This is a genomic window from Brevundimonas sp. RM1 (assembly GCF_052907225.1).
In genome coordinates, this window is record NZ_JBRERY010000004.1 from 213,968 (window position 1) to 231,649 (window position 17,682).

20 protein-coding genes are annotated in these 17,682 nt (G+C 68.2%); 12 read left to right on the forward strand and 8 right to left on the reverse strand.

Annotation, left to right across the window (positions count from 1 at the left end):
• Positions 1 to 67: 67 nt before the first annotated feature.
• Both ACU5AP_RS06595 and ACU5AP_RS06600 read right to left on the reverse strand, forming a co-directional pair.
• Positions 68 to 1,018, reverse strand: a complete 951-nt coding sequence (locus ACU5AP_RS06595) for an acetyl-CoA carboxylase carboxyltransferase subunit alpha (RefSeq protein ID WP_046654116.1) — start codon at positions 1,016 to 1,018, stop codon at positions 68 to 70.
• A gap of 85 nt (positions 1,019 to 1,103) precedes the next feature.
• On the reverse strand, positions 1,104 to 2,006 hold the full coding sequence (locus ACU5AP_RS06600; protein WP_128720180.1) for a site-specific tyrosine recombinase XerD: 903 nt from the start codon (positions 2,004 to 2,006) through the stop codon (positions 1,104 to 1,106).
• Positions 2,007 to 2,074: 68 nt separating this feature from the next.
• Here ACU5AP_RS06600 and ACU5AP_RS06605 point away from each other — a divergent pair, with 68 nt between their 5' ends.
• Genes ACU5AP_RS06605 through ACU5AP_RS06615 form a run of 3 tightly spaced genes read left to right on the forward strand, consistent with a single transcriptional unit; the run spans position 2,075 to position 4,331 of the window.
• On the forward strand, positions 2,075 to 2,644 hold the full coding sequence (locus ACU5AP_RS06605) for a shikimate kinase (RefSeq protein WP_003165277.1): 570 nt from the start codon (positions 2,075 to 2,077) through the stop codon (positions 2,642 to 2,644).
• Positions 2,641 to 3,747 carry a 3-dehydroquinate synthase gene (gene aroB / locus ACU5AP_RS06610; RefSeq protein ID WP_128720179.1) on the forward strand — a complete coding sequence of 369 codons (1,107 nt, stop codon included), beginning with the start codon at positions 2,641 to 2,643 and terminating at the stop codon, positions 3,745 to 3,747. Before ACU5AP_RS06605 ends, aroB begins: the two co-directional genes overlap by 4 nt.
• A complete protein-coding gene (locus ACU5AP_RS06615; protein WP_128720178.1) occupies positions 3,744 to 4,331 on the forward strand; it encodes a GNAT family N-acetyltransferase in 588 nt (195 codons plus the stop codon). Before aroB ends, ACU5AP_RS06615 begins: the two co-directional genes overlap by 4 nt.
• Here the strand turns inward: ACU5AP_RS06615 and ACU5AP_RS06620 are convergent.
• Together ACU5AP_RS06620 and tadA are read right to left on the reverse strand one after the other, a co-directional pair.
• Positions 4,328 to 4,741, reverse strand: coding sequence for an MliC family protein (locus ACU5AP_RS06620; protein ID WP_046654111.1), 414 nt, complete (start codon positions 4,739 to 4,741; stop codon positions 4,328 to 4,330). The two genes, ACU5AP_RS06615 and ACU5AP_RS06620, sit on opposite strands and share 4 nt — an antisense overlap.
• A gap of 30 nt (positions 4,742 to 4,771) precedes the next feature.
• Positions 4,772 to 5,242 (reverse strand): tRNA adenosine(34) deaminase TadA, encoded by a 471-nt coding sequence (gene tadA / locus ACU5AP_RS06625; RefSeq protein ID WP_088409794.1) that lies wholly within the window; start codon positions 5,240 to 5,242, stop codon positions 4,772 to 4,774.
• Between the two features lie 12 nt (positions 5,243 to 5,254).
• On the opposite strand from tadA, the gene ACU5AP_RS06630 reads away from it, so the two are divergent.
• Entirely contained in the window at positions 5,255 to 6,757 is a 1,503-nt protein-coding gene (locus tag ACU5AP_RS06630; RefSeq protein WP_128720177.1) for a pseudouridine synthase, read from the forward strand.
• A 22-nt stretch (positions 6,758 to 6,779) separates the two neighbouring features.
• Entirely contained in the window at positions 6,780 to 7,196 is a 417-nt protein-coding gene (locus ACU5AP_RS06635) for a GFA family protein (RefSeq protein WP_164918027.1), read from the forward strand.
• On the opposite strand, the gene ACU5AP_RS06640 is transcribed toward ACU5AP_RS06635, so the two are convergent.
• On the reverse strand, positions 7,181 to 8,128 hold the full coding sequence (locus tag ACU5AP_RS06640; RefSeq protein ID WP_446680975.1) for a CPBP family intramembrane glutamic endopeptidase: 948 nt from the start codon (positions 8,126 to 8,128) through the stop codon (positions 7,181 to 7,183). The genes ACU5AP_RS06635 and ACU5AP_RS06640 overlap by 16 nt on opposite strands.
• A 46-nt stretch (positions 8,129 to 8,174) precedes the next feature.
• On the opposite strand from ACU5AP_RS06640, the gene rsmD reads away from it, so the two are divergent.
• On the forward strand, positions 8,175 to 8,750 hold the full coding sequence (gene rsmD / locus ACU5AP_RS06645) for a 16S rRNA (guanine(966)-N(2))-methyltransferase RsmD (RefSeq protein WP_128720175.1): 576 nt from the start codon (positions 8,175 to 8,177) through the stop codon (positions 8,748 to 8,750).
• Here the strand turns inward: rsmD and ACU5AP_RS06650 are convergent.
• The 3 genes from ACU5AP_RS06650 to mutL all read right to left on the reverse strand — a co-directional run bounded on the left by ACU5AP_RS06650 (position 8,733) and on the right by mutL (position 11,622).
• Positions 8,733 to 9,008, reverse strand: a complete 276-nt coding sequence (locus ACU5AP_RS06650; protein ID WP_003165268.1) for a YjhX family toxin — start codon at positions 9,006 to 9,008, stop codon at positions 8,733 to 8,735. The two genes, rsmD and ACU5AP_RS06650, sit on opposite strands and share 18 nt — an antisense overlap.
• 184 nt (positions 9,009 to 9,192) lie before the next feature.
• A complete protein-coding gene (locus tag ACU5AP_RS06655; protein WP_128720174.1) occupies positions 9,193 to 9,663 on the reverse strand; it encodes a low molecular weight protein-tyrosine-phosphatase in 471 nt (156 codons plus the stop codon).
• Positions 9,664 to 9,699: 36 nt separating this feature from the next.
• Positions 9,700 to 11,622 carry a DNA mismatch repair endonuclease MutL gene (gene mutL, locus ACU5AP_RS06660; RefSeq protein ID WP_128720173.1) on the reverse strand — a complete coding sequence of 641 codons (1,923 nt, stop codon included), beginning with the start codon at positions 11,620 to 11,622 and terminating at the stop codon, positions 9,700 to 9,702.
• Between the two features lie 213 nt (positions 11,623 to 11,835).
• Between mutL and ACU5AP_RS06665 the strand changes: the two genes are divergently transcribed.
• From ACU5AP_RS06665 to ACU5AP_RS06690, 6 genes are all read left to right on the forward strand, one after another.
• Complete coding sequence (locus ACU5AP_RS06665; RefSeq protein WP_112999918.1) at positions 11,836 to 12,540, forward strand: YceI family protein; 705 nt, start codon at positions 11,836 to 11,838, stop codon at positions 12,538 to 12,540.
• 75 nt (positions 12,541 to 12,615) lie between these two features.
• Entirely contained in the window at positions 12,616 to 13,920 is a 1,305-nt protein-coding gene (locus ACU5AP_RS06670; protein WP_191001970.1) for a YceI family protein, read from the forward strand.
• Positions 13,921 to 14,005: 85 nt separating this feature from the next.
• The gene (gene serS / locus ACU5AP_RS06675; RefSeq protein WP_128720171.1) at positions 14,006 to 15,289 is read left to right on the forward strand and encodes a serine--tRNA ligase; all 1,284 of its coding nucleotides are present in this window, start codon (positions 14,006 to 14,008) and stop codon (positions 15,287 to 15,289) included.
• A gap of 171 nt (positions 15,290 to 15,460) precedes the next feature.
• Entirely contained in the window at positions 15,461 to 16,252 is a 792-nt protein-coding gene (gene surE, locus ACU5AP_RS06680) for a 5'/3'-nucleotidase SurE (RefSeq protein WP_003165262.1), read from the forward strand.
• A complete protein-coding gene (locus ACU5AP_RS06685; protein ID WP_128720170.1) occupies positions 16,249 to 16,893 on the forward strand; it encodes a protein-L-isoaspartate(D-aspartate) O-methyltransferase in 645 nt (214 codons plus the stop codon). Before surE ends, ACU5AP_RS06685 begins: the two co-directional genes overlap by 4 nt.
• 127 nt (positions 16,894 to 17,020) lie before the next feature.
• A partial coding sequence (locus tag ACU5AP_RS06690; protein ID WP_446680976.1) for a LysM peptidoglycan-binding domain-containing protein occupies positions 17,021 to 17,682 on the forward strand: 662 nt, incomplete at its 3' end.

The window sequence follows — 17,682 nt, forward strand, 5'->3', positions numbered from 1 at the left end:
CAGAACGAATCGCATGATGTCAGCTTCGGCGGCGTTGCGACGCCGCGCAATCGCGATCAGCCCTTGATCAACCCAGACGGCCGATGGCGTAGAAGCGGTCGGCGCGCTGTTTCTTGAGCTGCTCAGCGGACAGGCCGGACATGGCCTTCAGCTCTTCTTCCAGAACCTGGCCGACATTGCGGATCGCTTTTTCACGGTCGGCGTGGGCGCCGCCCAGGGGCTCGGGGATCACGCGATCGACGATCTTCAGCTCTATCAGGTCGGGCGCGGTGATCTTCATGGCGTTGGCCGCGTCCTTGGCCCGCGCGCCGTCGCGCCACAGGATGCCCGCCGCGCCTTCCGGCGAGATGACCGAATAGATCGAGTGCTCCAGCATCAGCACGCGGCTGGCGGCGGCGATGGCGATGGCGCCGCCCGAGCCGCCTTCGCCTGTCACCGTGGCGATGGAGGGCACGCCCAGGGTCAGGCCGCGCTCGGTCGAGCGGGCGATGGCCTCGGCCTGTCCTCGCTCTTCGGCGCCTAGGCCCGGATAGGCGCCGGCGGTGTCGACGAAGGTCAGGACCGGCAGGCCGAACTGCTCGGCCATGTCCATCAGGCGGACGGCCTTGCGATAGCCCTCGGGGCGGGCCATGCCGAAGTTGTGGGTGATGCGGGTCTGGGTGTCGTGACCCTTTTCGTGGCCCATGACCACGACCGGCTGGCCGCGGAAGCGAGCCAGACCGCCGAGGATGGCCTGGTCGTCGCCGAACTGACGGTCGCCGTGCAGCTCAACGAAGTCGGTGAACAAGCCGTCGACGTAATCGACGAAGTGCGGACGCTGGGGGTGGCGCGCGACCTGGGTGCGCATCCACGGATCGAGGTTGGCGTAGGCCTTGGTGCGCATGGCGTCGGCCTTCTTGCGCAGGGCGGCGATCTCGGTCTCGAACGACCCGCTGGTCGGCGCCAGAAGCGACAGCTCGGCGATCTTGGCGTCCAGTTCGGCGATCGGCTTTTCGAATTCGAGATAGTGCGTGGCCATAAGGCGTCCGTGAGGAAGAAGCGCGCTTGGCGCTACGGAAGGCGGCGGAACCTAGAGCGCGGAACGCCTCGGAGCAAGCGCGGGTTCAGTCGTCCTTCGCCAAGGGGTGGTTGGCGTGGACCACCTGGGAAAGGCGGTCGACAGCGACGTGGGTGTAGATCTGGGTGGTCGAGATGTCGGCATGCCCCAGCAGGGTCTGCACCACGCGCAGGTCAGCGCCGCCTTCCAGCAGGTGGGTGGCGAAGGCGTGGCGCAGGACGTGGGGGCTGACGCGGGTCGGGTCGATACCGGCCGTGATCGCCGCCTGATCCAGAAGCTGGGCGAAGCGGCGCGGGGTGAGATGGCCGCTCTTGCCGTGCGAGGGGAACAGCCAGGCGCTGTCGGGCGTGTTCGGCTTTCGGGCGGCGTCGCGGGCGTTCAGCCAGGCCTTGATCGCCTCGCGCGCGGGCATGTTCAGCGGGGCCAGCCGCTCCTTGCCGCCCTTGCCGCGCACGATCAGATAGGCGGGGTCGCGGCGAACGGCCTCGACCTTCAGCGCCAGCAGCTCGGACACGCGCAGGCCAGAGGCGTAGGCCATCTCGACCAGGACGATCAGGCGCAGGCCCGCCGTGCTGTCGGCGGCGCCCGCGGCGGTTAGCAGAGCCTCGATCTCGTCGCGGCTGAGGGTCTTGGGCAGGCTGCGGCCCTGCTTGGGCGCGTCCAGCCGGCGCGAAGGATCATCGGCTCGCCAACCCTCGCCCAGGGCGAAGCGATAGAACTGCCGCACGGAGGCGCGGCGGCGGGCGGCTGTGGCGGCGGACAGGCCGCGCCGCGACAGGTCGGCGAACCAGGCTTCCAGCACCTCCTGCGGCGCGTTCACCAGGCCCCCGGCGTCGTTCAGCCAGGTCTCTGCGTCCGCCAGATCGCGGCCATAGGCGGCCAGGGTGTGGGGCGAGGCGTCGCGCTCCACCGCCATCATCTCCAGAAAGGCTTCGATCTGCGGGGTCATGCGGCGCGTCTGGTCATCGCTTCTGGGTGTGAAGCGGGGCGGCGTCTGGTGTAGAGGGTGTACGGACCATGCCTTCTGACGCCTCGCCTGATTCCTTCCCGCTGTCTTCGGTCCGCACCATAGCCCTGGTGGGGCTGATGGGCGTCGGGAAATCGACCGTGGGGCGGCGCCTGGCGGCGCGGCTGGGCCTGCCGTTCGCCGACGGCGATCATGTGATCGAGGAAGCGGCGGGCATGACCGTCAGCGAAATCTTCGCCACGCGCGGCGAAGTCGAGTTCCGGGCGGGCGAAGCGCGGGTCATGAAGCGCTTGCTGGAAGGGCCGCCGATCGTGCTGGCGACCGGGGGCGGGGCGGTGCTCAACCCCGACACCCGCGCCCTGATGAAGCAGCATGCCGTCAGCGTCTGGATGCGTGCGGACCTGAAGGTCATCGCCGAGCGGGTAGGGCGACGCGACACCCGGCCGCTGTTGCGCAATCGCGATCCTCTGACAGCCCTGAACGATTTGGCCAAGGCGCGCTATCCGATCTACGGCGAGGCCGATCTGACGGTCGATGTGGGCGGCGGATCGCACGCCCAGGCCGTTGAGGCCATCTTGAAACAATTGCGCCGCTTCGGACGGCAGGAGACCCAGTCATGACCACGACGATCCCGGTCGCAGGCGGCGCCTTCGCCCCCTATGAGGTCGTCGTCGGGCGCGGTCTGCTGAAGACGGCGGGAGCCGAGGTCGCCGCGTTGAAGCCCACGCGAGCCTTCATCGTCAGCGACGAGACAGTCGCGGCTATCCACGGCGAGACGGTGCGCGCCTCGCTGGAAGGCGCGGGCCTGGCGACCGGAATCGTCACGGTGCCCGCAGGCGAGGCGTCCAAGTCGTTTGAACAGCTTGAGGCGGTGCTGGATCGATTGCTGGCCGAAGGACTGGATCGCAAGAGCCTGGTCGTCGCCCTGGGCGGAGGCGTGGTGGGCGACCTGGCCGGTCTGGCGGCGGCGTTGTTCATGCGCGGGATCGACTTCGTGCAGATTCCAACGACGCTGCTGGCTCAGGTGGATTCCTCGGTCGGCGGCAAGACGGCCATCGACACCCCGCGCGGCAAGAACCTGATCGGCGCCTTCCATCAGCCGCGTCGGGTGCTGGCGGATATCGAAGCCCTGGCCACCCTGCCGGTGCGCCAGGTGCGCTCGGGCTGGGCCGAGGTGCTGAAGCACGGGCTGATCTGCGACGCGGCCTTCTTCGACTGGCTGGGCGGCGAGGGGGCTGCTGGGGCGCAGGGCGACCCTGACGCGCTGGAGCGGGCGGTGATCCGCTCGGTCGAAATCAAGGCCCAGATCGTCGGCGAGGATGAGAAGGAGGCGGGCCGTCGCGCCCTGCTGAACCTGGGCCACACCTTCGGTCACGCCCTGGAGGCAGAGCTGGCGTTTGACGAGACCCTGACCCACGGCGAGGCGGTGGCGTTGGGTTGCGCCATGGCCTTCCGTTATTCGGCGCGGCAGGGGCTTTGCCCGGCGGTTGAGGCCGAGCGGGCCGAGGCGGGCATCCGCGCTGCGGGCCTGCCGACGCGACTTTCGGATGTGGCCCACGCTTTCGCGGCCGACGCCCTGATCGCGCGCATGGCGGGAGACAAGAAGGCCGAGGGCGGGCGCTTGACCCTGATCCTGGCGCGAGCCGTGGGCGACGCCTTCACCGACAAGGACGTGGACGCCGAGGCGGTGCGCGCCTTCCTGATCGAGGAAGGCGCGGCGTGAAACTGTCGCCCGTCGTCCTTGAAGACGCCTTCGTCCGGCTGGAGCCGTTCACCGAGGCGCTGAAGGATGAGGTTCGGGCGGCGCTGGACTGCGACCCGGACGCCTGGAACGGCATGGTCGCCGCCGCCTATGGCGCGCATTTCGACGGCTGGTGGGATGCGGCGCTGAAGGCGATGGCGGCGGGGCCTCGCATCGCCTATGCCGTGCGGCGTCGCAACGACAACACGGTCGTCGGCACGACCAGCCTCTATGAGATCAAGCCCGAGCATCGGCGCCGCGAGATCGGTTCGACCTTTTATCGGCCCGAGGCGCGGGGCGGGCCGATCAACCCGGCGTGCAAGCGCCTGTTGCTGGACTACGCCTTTTCGAACGGGGCGATCCGGGTCGAGATCATCACCGACGCCCTGAACGCCGCCAGCCAGGCCGCCATCCGTAAGCTGGGCGCGAACTTTGAAGGCGTGCTGCGCAAGCACAAGACGACCTGGACCGGCCGGGCGCGGGATACGGCGCAGTTCGCCATCCTGGACGAGGACTGGCCCGACGTGCGGCGACGGCTGGACGAACGGTTGGCGGCCTTCGCCTAGTCGACGGCCCGGCATTCGGTGGGTTCGCGGTCGGCGGCGGTCCATGTGGCCATTACGCCCTTGCCGCGCAGCTCATAGCCCGAGGCGCGATACCAGATGCCGTCGGCGGCGCGTTCCTGAAACAGATCCACCGCCTCGCCGCTGGAGTTGCGCACGGTCGCCATCTGGCGCGGGTTGTCGAAGTCGACCGACAGGCGTTCGGAGTTGTTGCACAGATAGACGGCGTGCACGACGCGGTTCAGGGCGCGGTCCTGAAGCTCGGCGCCGGTGCGGCGGCGCGCGGTCTGGGCTTCGACGGCGCGTTCGCGCACGGCGTCACCGTCAGTCGGGGCCTCGCGCGGTTCCTGGCCGCAGGCGGACAACAGCACCAGGACGGAGACGATGGTCGGCCAGAGGATACGGGTCGGCAAGAGGAGCCTCTCAAGGTCAAGCTTGGAAACTCAACGCCCGGCGTCGCTCAGCGTTCCTGATCGTGATTTCCGGCGTGAGCGGAAGAAGCTGCGCAGCATTTCAGCGGCCGGATCAGCCATGACGCCGCGCTCGGTCCGGGGCCGCCAGTGACAGGTCGGCTGGTCGAAGAAACGCCCGCCGTGGATCACGGCGCCGCCCTTGGGATCGTCCGCGCCCCAAACCACGCGGCCGATGCGGGCGTGGCTGATGGCGCCCGCGCACATGGCGCACGGCTCTAGGGTGACATAGAGAGTCAGGTCCGTAAGGCGATAATTCTGCAACTTCGCCGCGGCATCGCGCAGGGCGACGATCTCGGCATGGGCGGTCGGATCATGGGCCGTGATGGGCCCGTTTTGCCCGCGCCCAAGCACTTCGCCGGTGTTTTCGTCCACGATCACGGCCCCGACCGGCACCTCGCCAGCCTCAGCCGCCGCTTGCGCCAGATCGAGCGCCATGCTCATGAACCGCTCATCATGGATCGCCATCCCAAAGACAACGACAAGAAGCCCCGCTCCCGTCAAGACGACGGCGCGCGCGGTCCCCGCAATTTCGCCGATAAAGGCCCGCGAAAGCCCTTCGACAAGGGCGCAAAGCCGGGCGGCAAGCCTCGCGACCGCGCCGGGGGCAAGTCGAGCGACAAGTCCGCGCCCGAGGCCAAGGGCCCCGAACGCACCGAACGAATCGCCAAGGCCATGGCCCGCGCGGGCATCGCCTCGCGTCGTGAGGTCGAACGGCTGATCGGTCTGGGCAAGGTGGCGGTGAACGGCCGCATCCTGGCCACGCCCGCTGTACTGGTGACGCGCGATGACAAGATCACCGTCGACGGCAAGCCGATCGGCGCGGCCCAGGCGACGCGCGTTTGGCGCTATCATAAGCCCGCAGGCCTGATCACCAGCCACAACGATCCGGCTGGCCGCCCTACCGTGTTCGACGCCCTGCCCAGCGGCCTTCCGCGCGTGATTTCGGTCGGCCGCCTCGATCTGGCGACTGAAGGCCTGCTGCTGCTGACCAACGACGGCGAACTCAGCCGGGCGCTGGAACTGCCGGAAACGGCCCTGGTGCGCCAGTATCGCGCCCGTGCGCGCGGCCGCATCACCCAGGAGCAGTTGGACAAGCTGAAGGACGGCGTGGTCGTCGACGGCGTGCGCTACGGCCCCGTGGAAGCCACCATCGACAAGGCCAAGGAAAAGACTGAGGGTGAAAAGTCGTCGGCCAACCTGTGGCTCAGCGTCTCGATCACCGAGGGCAAGAACCGCGAAGTCCGCAAGGTGCTGGAGAGCATCGGCCTGACGGTCAACCGCCTGATTCGCCTGGCCTATGGTCCGTTCCAACTCGGCACCCTGCCGGTCGGATCGGTCGAAGAAGTCGGCCCGCGCGTGATCCGCGAAATGCTGGCCGAGCATATCCGTCCCGAGAACCTGCCGACCGGCAACACGGTGGCGACGCCGGCGCCGATTCCGGGGCGTCGCACCGGCACGCCGATCGTGCGCGGCAAGTCCGGCTCGGCCATGTCGGATCCGTCGCGCAAGCCCAGCCGCGTTCGCGCCGCCGAGACGGCGGCTGAAGACGGCGCCGAGTTCGGCAAGCCCGCTCGCAAGGAAGGCTGGGCCAAGGCCAAACCGAAGTTCGAACACAAGAAGACCTTCAAGCCGCGCGCCCGTCCAGGCGATGACGAAGGGACGGAAGGCGGCGATCGTCCGCGCCGTCCGTTCACGCCGCGCGAACCGCGCGCCGACCAGTTCATCGACGACCGTCGCGGTCCGCCCAAGGGCGGCCGTCCCGGCGGAAAGCCCGGCGGCAAGCCGTTCGGTCGTCCCGGTGGAGCCGGTGGGCGTCCTGATGCGCGTTCGGACTCTCGTTCGGGCGACCGACCAGGCGGTCCTCGCGGCGGCGGCAAACCGTTCGGAGGCAAACCTTTCGGCGGCAAGCCTTCGGGCGGTGCAGGCGGTCGTGGCGGCCCGCGCGGACGCGGCTGACTATTGAGCAGAGACGCAGGGCATGGCGGACGTTGAAACCCAGTTGAACGGCCGCTGTCTGTGTGGGGCGGTGCGCTTTACCGCCACGCCCAAGGGCGGAATGCACGCCTGCCATTGCGAATGGTGCCGCCGGACCTCGGGCGGGGTGTCGCTCAGCGTCGACTGCGGCGACACCGTTCAAGTCGAGGGACCGCTGACGACCTATGATTCGTCCGAGTGGGCGGAGCGGCAGTTCTGCTCGGCCTGCGGCTCCAACCTGTTCTGGCGATTGAAGGCGGGCGGCATGGTCATGGTCTCGGTCCAGGCGTTCGACGATCCGTCGGCCTTCGCCTTCGACAGCGAGGTCTATATCGACGCCAAGCCCGCCAACTACGCCTTCGCCGGCGACCGCGCCCGTATGACCGGCGCCGAGGTCGAGGCTCTCTACGCCGGGGACTGAGCCTGGCGGTTGCGGGCTAGGCGTTCTGCGGCCGCAAGGACGATAACGAGGCTGACGAACTCCAGCGCCAAGGCGGACGCAGGGATCGCTTCGGCGGACAGCCCGGCGCCCGACAGCGGTTCGCCCAACAGGGCTATGGCGAGGTTGTTGGCCCAGTGGGCGCCGATGGCGAATTCAATGCCGCCTAGTCTCAGCGCGGCCCAGGTCCAGACCAGGCCCGACAGAGCGCGGGCGACGAACGCCACTGGATCGGGATCCAGGTGGACGGCGGAGAAGACCAACGCATTGATCAGGCACAACAGGATCAGGCTGCGGGTGAGCCCTCCAGTGACCCTGAGAAGAACGCCTCGAAAGGCGACTTCTTCAGCCGCCGCCGCGATCAACAGGCCGACGCTCGCCGCAAGGATGTAGGTCAGGCGGCTTTCGATCGAATAGGGGGGATTGAAGATCGGCGGAGGGCCGATCGGATCGATCAGATTGTAGACTAGGACGCTGACGCCGCCGACGACGCTCATGACGGCGAAACCAATTCCCAGTTGTCGCCAGGAGAGACGGCGGCCGGGCCAGAGGAAGGCGGCGACCGGTGCTCGATAAACAATCTTCACGGCGAGCAGGATGGCTCCGCCCATGAAGCCCAGCATCAAGCCTAGCGCTAGAACCGAGACGTTTTCGTCCCACAGACGGTCTGGGCCTTCAGGTGCGACGGCGAAAAGGTCAGTGGGGAGCAGGCCCGCCGACTCAAAAGGAAGAGTCAGCAGGATGGCGGCCACCATGGCCGTGGCCATGAGAAGTGCGGACAGTGCGATGAAGGCGATCAGGCGCTTCCAGGGCGCAGCGGGTTGAACCTCGGCGATCAGGGGACTGTTGCGCGCTTGTTCGATGGCGACGCGAAATGCAAACTGAATAAAGCCGGGGAATTCAACGCGAGACATGGGCCGAACGTTGCATTGCGCGCGTGGCCGGTCCAGAGGCGGGACCATGAGAATCGTCGCTGGACAATATCGCGGTCGGGCCATCGTCACGCCCGAGGGACAGAACACGCGGCCGACGTCGGATCGAGCGCGTCAGGCGATCTTCAACGTGCTGGAACATGCGCCGTGGGCCGAAGGCCTGCATGAGGCGCGGGTGATCGACCTGTACGCCGGTTCGGGCGCGCTGGGGTTCGAGGCGTTGTCGCGCGGAGCGGCCTTCTGTTTGTTCGTGGACACGGACGACGGCGCGCGCGGCGCCATCCGCGAGAACATGGACGCCTATGGCCTGTTCGGCCGTTGTCGGGTGCATCGGCGCAGCGCGACCGATCTGGGGCCGCGCCCCGGCTCGGCGGGCGAGGCCTTCACCCTGGCGTTTCTGGATCCGCCCTACGCCAAGGGCCTGGGCGAGCAGACGCTGGCGCGGCTGCTGGAGGGGGACTGGCTGGCGCCGGGCGCCATCGTGGTGTTCGAGCGCGGCTCGGACGAGCCCGAGATCGACACCCCCGGCTATGAGCGATTGGACGCGCGCGACTACGGCGCCGCGCGCGTCCTGTTTCTCAGGGCGTCAGAAGCTTCGGCCTGAGGTCCGGTTGTCGGCCCGGCTGCGCAGGCGGCTGAGGCCGTCGCGGTTGACGACGTAGGGGCCGCCGTTTCGGGACTTGATGACGCCCTTGCGCTTCAGGCTGCGCCATTGATCCAGGTTGCAGCCGTCCAGCACCCAGCCTTCGCGGGTGAAGCAGCGGGCGGCCAGGATACGGCCCTGTTCGTCGCGTTCCAGCAGGATGCGACCGCCCTGGGCGAGGGCATGGAGCGTGCGTTGCTCCGCACGTGACAGGTTCATGGGATTGAGATTTCCAAGGCATGAGAAGACACGCGCCCGGCGCAACGGGGCGCGGGGCGGGCTCAGGAGGCCTCGGGACGATCAGCGTCCGGGCCTATGCCGTGGCTACAATCTCAAACATGGTTCCATCCCATTAGGGGAAGGCGCAGCTTATAGCGCGAGGGGCGGTCGGCGGCTAGGCGCTTCAACCTCTGCGGCGCTGAAGCTTGGCGGCCAGGGCGCGGGCGCCGGCTGTGACGTTGGCCCAGGTGACGTCGAAGTCGTCGTCCTCGCCGAAATAGGGATCGGCCACGGCCTGACCGGCGCGGCCTTCGACGTGATCCAGCAGCAGGGATAACTCGGCCGTGGCGTCGGGCGGGGCGAGGCGGCGCAGGTTCGCAAGATTGTCGTGATCCATCGCCACCAAATGGGTGAAGCGGCGGAAGTCGGCAGGCTTCACCTGACGGCCGCGCAAGGCCGAGATGTCGACGCCGTTCTTCAGGGCGACCGCCTGGGCGCGCGGGTCAGGCGCGGAGTCTATGTGCCAGCCGCCCGTGCCTGCGGAATCGGCGACCACGTCCAGATTCAGGCGACGCGCTTCTTCGCGAAAGGCCGCTTCGGCCAGCGGCGAGCGACAGATGTTGCCGAGGCAGACGAAGAGGACGGAAGGAGCCATCCCCTCAAGTCGCGAAGCGGTAGGGTGACGAAAAGATCATCGCCGCCCGAACAGTTTTTCCAGGTCGTGCAGCTTCAGCTCCACATAGGTCGGGCGGCCGTGGTTGCACTGGCCGGAGTGCGGCGTGGCCTCCATCTGGCGCAGCAGGGCGTTCATTTCGGGCGCCGACAGGACGCGGCCCGAGCGCACCGAGCCGTGGCAGGCCATGGTGCCGCAGACCTCGGCCAGGCGCTCTTTCAGCGACAGGGCGGCGCCGTGTTCGGACAGGTCGTCGGCGATGTCGCGGATCAGGCCCTGAACGTCAGTGTCGCCCAGCAGGGCCGGGGTTTCGCGCACCAGCACCGCGCCCGCGCCGAACGCTTCGACGATCAGACCCATCTCGGCCAGTTCCTCGGCCTTGGCGGCGACGCGCTCGGCCTCGGCGGGGTCCAGTTCGACGACTTCGGGCGTCAGCAGGGCCTGACGGGTGACTGCGCCGTCGGCCATCTGGGCCTTCATCCGCTCATAGACCAGTCGTTCGTGCGCGGCGTGCTGATCGACGATGACCAGGCCGTCGCGGGTCTGGGCCACGATGTAGTTGGCGTGCAGCTGCGCCCGCGCGGCGCCCAGCGGGTAGTCGATCAGATCGACTGGGGCCGAAGCGCCGGGCGCGATCTGGCCCGCGTGTTCGGCCTGGATCTCGCTCAGGGTGCGGAAGCTTGGGGCGGCTGCTTCCCCGCTCCATGTGTGCTCGACGCGGGCGGAGCGTTCGTTGAGGCCCGGCAGGTTCTGGGCGGCGGCGGCCGCTTGCGACCAGCCCTGCCAGCCGCTCCAGCCCGGCGCGGCGTTGCTGAACGTCTGCGGCGCGACCGGGTTGTAGAGCGCCTCGCCCGTATGCGGCCGGAACCCGGACAGGGCGTCGGCTGCGACCGTGGTCGAGGCGCGGTGTCCCGCCGCGTGCAGGGCGTGGCGCAGGGCGCCGACGATCAGGCCGCGCACCAGCGCCGGATCGCGGAAACGGACCTCCGCCTTGGCCGGGTGGACGTTCACGTCGACATAGAGCGGGTCGATGTCGATGAAGAGGGCCGCCGCCGGGTGCCGGTCGCGCGCCAGGAAGTCGGCGTAGGCCCCGCGCAGGGCGCCCTGCAGCAGGCGGTCGCGCACCGGACGGCCGTTGACGAACAGGAACTGGTGCGCCGCATTGCCGCGCGAATAGGTCGGCAGGCCCGCATAGCCGGACAGGCGCACGCCGTCCCGCTCCTGATCGATCAGCAGGGCGTTGGCCTCGAAGTCGCGGCCCAGCAGGGCGCCGAGACGTCTCAACCGCCCCTCGTCGCCGGGATGTTCGGCGGGCAGGCGCAGCGTTGTCTTGCCGTCCAGGCTGAGGGTGAAGGCCACCGCCTCATGCGCCATGGCCTGCCGCTTGATCTCTTCGGAGATGGCCATGGCCTCGGCCCGCTCGGACTTCATGAACTTCAGCCGGGCAGGGGTGGCGTAGAACAGGTCGCGCACCTCGACCCGCGCCCCGTGCGGGCCGGGGAAGGCGGCGGGCGACAGGGGCCGCTGGGCGCCGCCCTCGACGGAGATGGCCCAGGCGTCGTTCTGAGGCTGGCCGGTTTCGGCGCGCGCACGGGTCGTGATGTTCAGGCGAGCGACCGAGCCGATGGAAGGCAGGGCCTCGCCTCGGAAGCCCAGGGTGAAGATGCGCAGCAGGTCCACGTCGCCCGCATCGTCCGGCTCCAGCTTCGACGTGGCGTGGCGTTCTATGGCCACGGGCAACTCGTCACGCGGGATGCCCTTGCCGTCGTCGGCGATCAGGATGCGGGTCAGGCCGCCGCCGTCCGCCTGAATCTCGATGCTGCGGGCGTCGGCGTCGATGGCGTTCTCAACCAGTTCCTTGATGGCGCTGGCCGGGCGTTCGACCACTTCGCCGGCGGCGATGCGGTTGACGGTTTCGGGGGGGAGGCGACGGATGGTCATGTGAGTCGCGAGGATAGGCGCCGTCGCCCGCAGACGCACCTCAATCCTTTTTTCGTGAGGTCGAAGGCGGTTTTCGTGATCGGGGGGCTTGAAGCGTGTGAATGGCAACTTATACTGTTGCAGTCCGACGGCGCGGCCGGACGGACACTCGACCTGTTTCCGGACTGTCTGTCCAGTTTTCGTTTCAACCGCCTGATTGAGGTTTCCTCTCCCATGAAGATCAAAGCCGCCCTGATCGCCGTTTCGGCCGCCGCCCTGCTGGCCGCCTGTAGCCAGCCCGCTGACACCGCCGGCGCACCGACGACCGACGCCGCCTCGACCGCTCCGGTCGCGCTCAAGGCCACCTCGGGCGTCTATGTGATGGATCCGACCCACGCCTCGCTGCAGTGGTCGCTGCCGCACAACTCGATCTCGAACTACACGGCGCGCTTCAACAAGTTCGACGCCAAGATCACGCTGGACACCGCCAACCTGGCCAACAGCACGGTCGAGGCGACCATCGATCCGGCTTCGGTCGACGCCAACTATCAGGGCGACTACGTCGGCACCCACGCCGCCACCGGCTTCAAGAGCTGGAGCGAGGACATCGCCAAGAACAAGAACTTCCTGAACGCGACCGCCTTCCCGCAGATCACCTTCAAGTCGACCAAGGTCGAGCTGACCGGCACGCGCACGGCCAAGGTGACGGGCGATCTGACCTTCCTGGGCGTGACCAAGCCGGTGACCCTGGACGCCACGTTCAACGGCGACCTGGAGAAGCACCCGTTCGTGCCGGCGCCGGCCATCGGCTTCTCGGCTGAGGGCAAGTTCAAGCGCACCGACTTCGGCATGGCGCTGGGCCCGGTCGGGGATGAAGTGACGATCCGCTTCGACGCCGAGTTCATCAAAGAAGTCGCCCCGGCGGCTCCCGCCGTCTGATAGGCTGCGACACGACGAAGGGGCGGGGCCGTTCGGTCCCGCCCTCTTCATATTCAGACTGACGCGAGAGCTCTCATGACCCGCCGCCCCAGCCGCTACAGCGCCGTCGCCATCGCCCTGCACTGGCTGATCGCCATCGCCATTCTGTCGATGATCCCGATGGGCTGGTGGATGAGCGACGCCATTGTCGAGCCGGACAGCCAGGCGCTGGCCTATCGCGTCTTCCAGATTCACAAGTCGATCGGCTTCCTGATCCTGGCGTTGACGGCGCTGCGGATCGTGTGGCGGCTGACGCACCCGGTTCCGGCTCTGCCCGGTGCCATGAAGGGGTGGGAGCAGTTCGCCGCGCGGGCGACGCACGCCGCCTTCTACGCCCTGATGCTGGCCCTGCCGCTGACAGGGTGGGCCTATGTCTCGACCGGATGGGCTGTGGTCACGGACACGCCGCTGGCCGTGGCGACCAGCTGGTTCGGCCTGTTCACCATTCCGCATCTGCCCTTCATCGAACACGCTTCCGAAGCCGTTCGCCGCACGACGGCGTGGATGGCCATGGGCGCGCACAGCAAGCTGGCCTGGGGCATGATCGTCCTGGTCGTCCTGCACGTCGCCGCGGCGCTGAAACACCAGTTCCTGGATCGCGACGGCGTGCTGTCGCACATGATCCCGGTCCTGCCGCACGGCGATGACGCCCATGGCGTAGCGCCCGAGCCGACGCCGGCCGTGCGCTGGGCCGAGCGGCTGGCGGGCGTGGCCTTCGTGGTCGTGATCGGCGCCGCGTTCGGCCTGGCCGCCAAGCCCATGCCCAAGACGGAAGGGCAGGCGGTCGCCTCGGCTCCTGCCGCCGCCCCTGCGGCTGACGCGGCCGTGACGCCGGGCGCGGCCGCCGCCTGGACAGTGGACAAGGCCGCCTCGACCATCCAGTTCACCGGAACCCACACCGGCAAGGCCTTCACCGGCCGGTTCGAGCAGTGGGACGCGCAAGTCTGGTTCGATCCGGCCGATCTGGCGGGCTCGAAAGCCGTGGTAACGGTCCAGACCGGCACGGCCAAGACCGGCGACGCCACCCAGGAAGGCAGCCTGCCGGGCGCCGAATGGTTCGACACGACGACCTATCCGACCGCCCGCTTCGAAGCGACGGCGTTCAAGGCGCTGGGCGGCAACCGCTATGAGGCTACGGGAACCCTGCGGATCAAGACGACGACGGTCCCGGTCGTTCTGCCCTTCACCTTCGACGAGGCGAACGGGGCGGCCACGGTCGCAGGCAAGCTGGAGCTGGACCGCACGGCGCTGAACATGGGCATGATGTCCGACGCGGGCGGCGACTGGGTGTCCAAGGCCATCGGCGTCGACATCAAGGTGAAGGCGGCGCGTCAGGGTTAAGAAATCGGGCGCGGGGTTTGCCCGACTCCGCGCGGGGCGCTACAGCCTTCGGCTCTCCTTCCCTGAGCGCCGAAAGAGCGACGCCATGCACGATATCCGAGCCATTCGCGACAATCCCGAAGTCTTCGTTGCGGGCTGGTCGTCGCGCGGCGTGGATGACGCCGCCGATGTCGTCGCGCGCATTCTGGCGCTGGACGTCGACTTGCGCGCCGCCCAGACGCGCGGTCAGGACGCCCTGGCCAAGCGCAACGCCGCCTCCAAGGCCATCGGCGCGGCCATGGGCAAGAAGGACATGGCCGAGGCCGACCGTCTGAAGGCCGAGGTCGAAGCCCTGAAGGGCGAAATCGCCGACGCGGGCGACGCCGAGGCCGCCAAGGGCGCCGAACTGCGCGACCTGCTGGCCGGGTTGAAGAACCTGGCCGCCGCCGACGTGCCGGACGGCGAGGACGAGAACGACAACGTCGACGTCCTGAAATGGGGCGAGCCGCGCACGACCGGCCCGGCCAAGGATCACGCCGACCTGGGCGAGGCCCTGGGTCTGCTGGACTTCGAGGCCGCCGCCAAGATGTCGGGTTCGCGCTTTGCCGTGCTGAAGGGGCAACTGGCGCGCCTGGAGCGCGCCATCGGCCAGTTCATGCTGGACCTGCAGACGGACAAGCACGGGTATCAGGAAGTCGCGCCGCCCTACATGGTCAAGGACGACGCCATGTTCGGCACCGGCCAGTTGCCGAAGTTTGAGGAAGACCTATTCCGCGCGGGCGAGCATCTGCTCATCCCCACCGCCGAAGTCTCCCTGACCAACCTCGTGCGCGAGCAGATCCTGTCCGAGGACGAGGTGGCGGAGCCCATGCGCTTGACCGCCCTGACGCCCTGTTTCCGAGCCGAGGCCGGTTCGGCGGGGCGCGATACGCGCGGCCTGATCCGCCAGCATCAGTTCTCCAAGGTCGAGATGGTCTCCATCTGCCGTCCCGAGGATTCCGAGGCCGAGCATGAACGCATGACCGGCTGCGCCGAGGCGGTGCTTCAGGCGCTGGAGTTGCCCTATCGCAAGGTGCTGCTGTGCAAGGGCGACATGGGCTTCTCGGCGCAGAAGACCTATGACCTCGAGGTCTGGCTGCCGTCGCAGAACACCTATCGCGAGATCAGCTCCTGCTCGAACTGCGGGGACTTCCAGGCCCGGCGCATGGACGCCCGGTTCAAGCGCGCGGGCGAGAAGAAGACCGAGTATCTGCACACCCTGAACGGCTCGGGTCTGGCGGTCGGCCGCACCCTGGTCGCGGTGATGGAAAACTATCAGCAGGAGGACGGGACCATCGCGGTTCCGGCCGCTCTGCAGCCCTATATGGGCGGATTGAAACAGGTGGGCTGATCCTTCTCCCCTTGTGGGAGAAGGTGGGCCGCGCAGCGGCTCGGATGAGGGGTTGCTCAGACAGAAGATGCTAGTGGCGAGTTCAGACGACATGATTACCGGCCGGGGTTCGACCCCTCATCCGTCTGGCTTCGCCAGCCACCTTCTCCCACAAGGGGAGAAGGAAGCCTGATGCGTATCCTCCTCACCAACGACGACGGCATCGAGGCCGAGGGCCTGGCTTGCCTGGAGAAGATCGCCCGCGCCCTGTCGGACGATGTCTGGGTCGTCGCGCCCCAGACCGAGCAGTCAGCCAAGGGGCGGGGCATCACCCTGACCGAGCCGCTGCGCGTCAATCAACTGGGCGACAAGCGGTTCGCCGTGACCGGCACCCCGACGGACTGCGTCATCCTGGCCGTCAACGACATCATGCCCGAGAAGCCTGATCTGGTGCTGTCGGGCGTCAATCGCGGCCACAACGTGGGCGAGGACGTCAGCTATTCCGGCACGGTGGCGGGCGCGCTTCAGGGCATGGCCTTCGGCATCCGCTCCATCGCCCTGTCGCAGTCGCTGGAGCGGTTCCACGACGAGGCGATCGCCCACTGGGAAACGGCCGAAGCCTTCGGTCCCGGCATCGTCGCCCGCCTGCTGGAGCAGAAATGGGGGGAGGGCGTGGTCATGAACGTCAACTTCCCGCGCCTGCCGCCCGAACTGGTCAAGACGGTCGAGGTGACGCGCCAGGGCTTCCGCGACATCGGCGAGATGCACGCCATTCGCCGCACCGACCTACGCGGCCGCGACTACTACTGGATGGCCTTCCGCGGCGCGCCGCAGGAGCACGCCGACGGCACCGACCTGCGGGCGATGGACGAAGGCCGCATCTCTGTCACGCCGCTGCACATCGACCTGACACACATGCAGTCGGTCAATGACCTGAAGAAGGTGCTGGGCGGGGCGCCGCCCAAGGGGCCGCAGGAAAAATGAGTCTCAAGGACGACCGCGCGGGCCGATTGATCCTGTCGCTGCGGCGTCAGGGGGTGACGGACGCGCGGGTTCTGAAGGCGATGGAGGCCATCGACCGCGCCGTCTTCGTCCATGAGAAATTCCTCGATCAGGCGTGGGAGGATCAGGCCCTGCCGATCGACTGCGCCCAGACGATCAGCCAGCCCTTCATCGTCGGCCTGATGACCCAGGCGCTGGACGTCCAACCGCGGCATCGCGTGCTCGAGATCGGCACCGGCAGCGGCTATCAGTGCGCGGTTCTTAGCCGCATGGCGCGCTTCGTCTATTCGGTCGAGCGTTACAAGAGCCTCTTAAATGAGGCTGAGAACCGATTGAAAATCCTTGGGATCGATAATGTCTTCACTCGCCACGGCGACGGCGGACAGGGTTGGCCGGAGCAGGCGCCGTTCGACCGGATCATGGTCACGGCGGCCTCGCCGCATGAGCCGACGGAACTGCTGAAGCAACTGAAGCCGGGCGGCGTCCTGGTCGCGCCGGTGGGGCGCACCTCGGTGCAGATGCTGAACCGCTACACCGGCCAGCCGGACGGCAGTTTCCAGCGGGAAAGCCTGTGCGAGGTCCGTTTCGTTCCCCTGGTCGAAGGGACGGCGAAAGAAGGGTGAGGGGCGAAATCTCACCGCTCCATTAACCTTTCCGCCCCACTTTCGCGCGGGTTGCCGGGTTGGATTCGGCCACGGGTCGGGGCAAACCGGCTTCTGAATGCTGAACAAGGTTAATACGGAGAGACGCATGAGCGGCTTCACAGGCTGGATCAGGGCGGCGGCGGTCGTCGGCGGGGCGCTGGCGGTGACGGCGTGTTCGACCTATCCGAACGAGCCGCGCTACTCGACCCGGCCGATGGGGGCGGGCGGTTATCCGCAACAGCCGGGGCAACCCCAGGGCCAGCAGCCCGGCGCCTATCCGAACAATCCCTATTACCAAGGGCCGGCGACGCAGCCGCAGCAGCCAGCTCAACCGCCGATCCAGGAAGGACCGCGCGCGCCGGCCGGCAATATCGAAGGCGGCGGCCTGCCCCCTGCGGGCGGTCCTGCCTATCCCTCGACCGGAACGCCGATCACGGTGACGCCGCCGCCCGCTGCGGGTAATCCGGCTATGCCGGGCGCGACCTATGTGATTCAAACGGGCGACACCATTTCGGGCGTGGGGCGTCGTTTCCGTACGCCGGTGCAGATTTTGATCGACCTGAACGGCCTGGGGCCGCGGGGCGCGATCTCTGCGGGACAACGCATCATTCTGCCGGACAGCGCGGTGGACGCGGGCGCCGATCCTTACGCCACGGGGCCGTCGCCGGTCGGGGTGAGGACGCCGAACAACGGCGTCGCGCCGCCGCCGCCGCCGCCGCCCAGCGGCAATGCGCCCCTGCCGCCGCCGTCGCGCACGCCCGCCGCGCC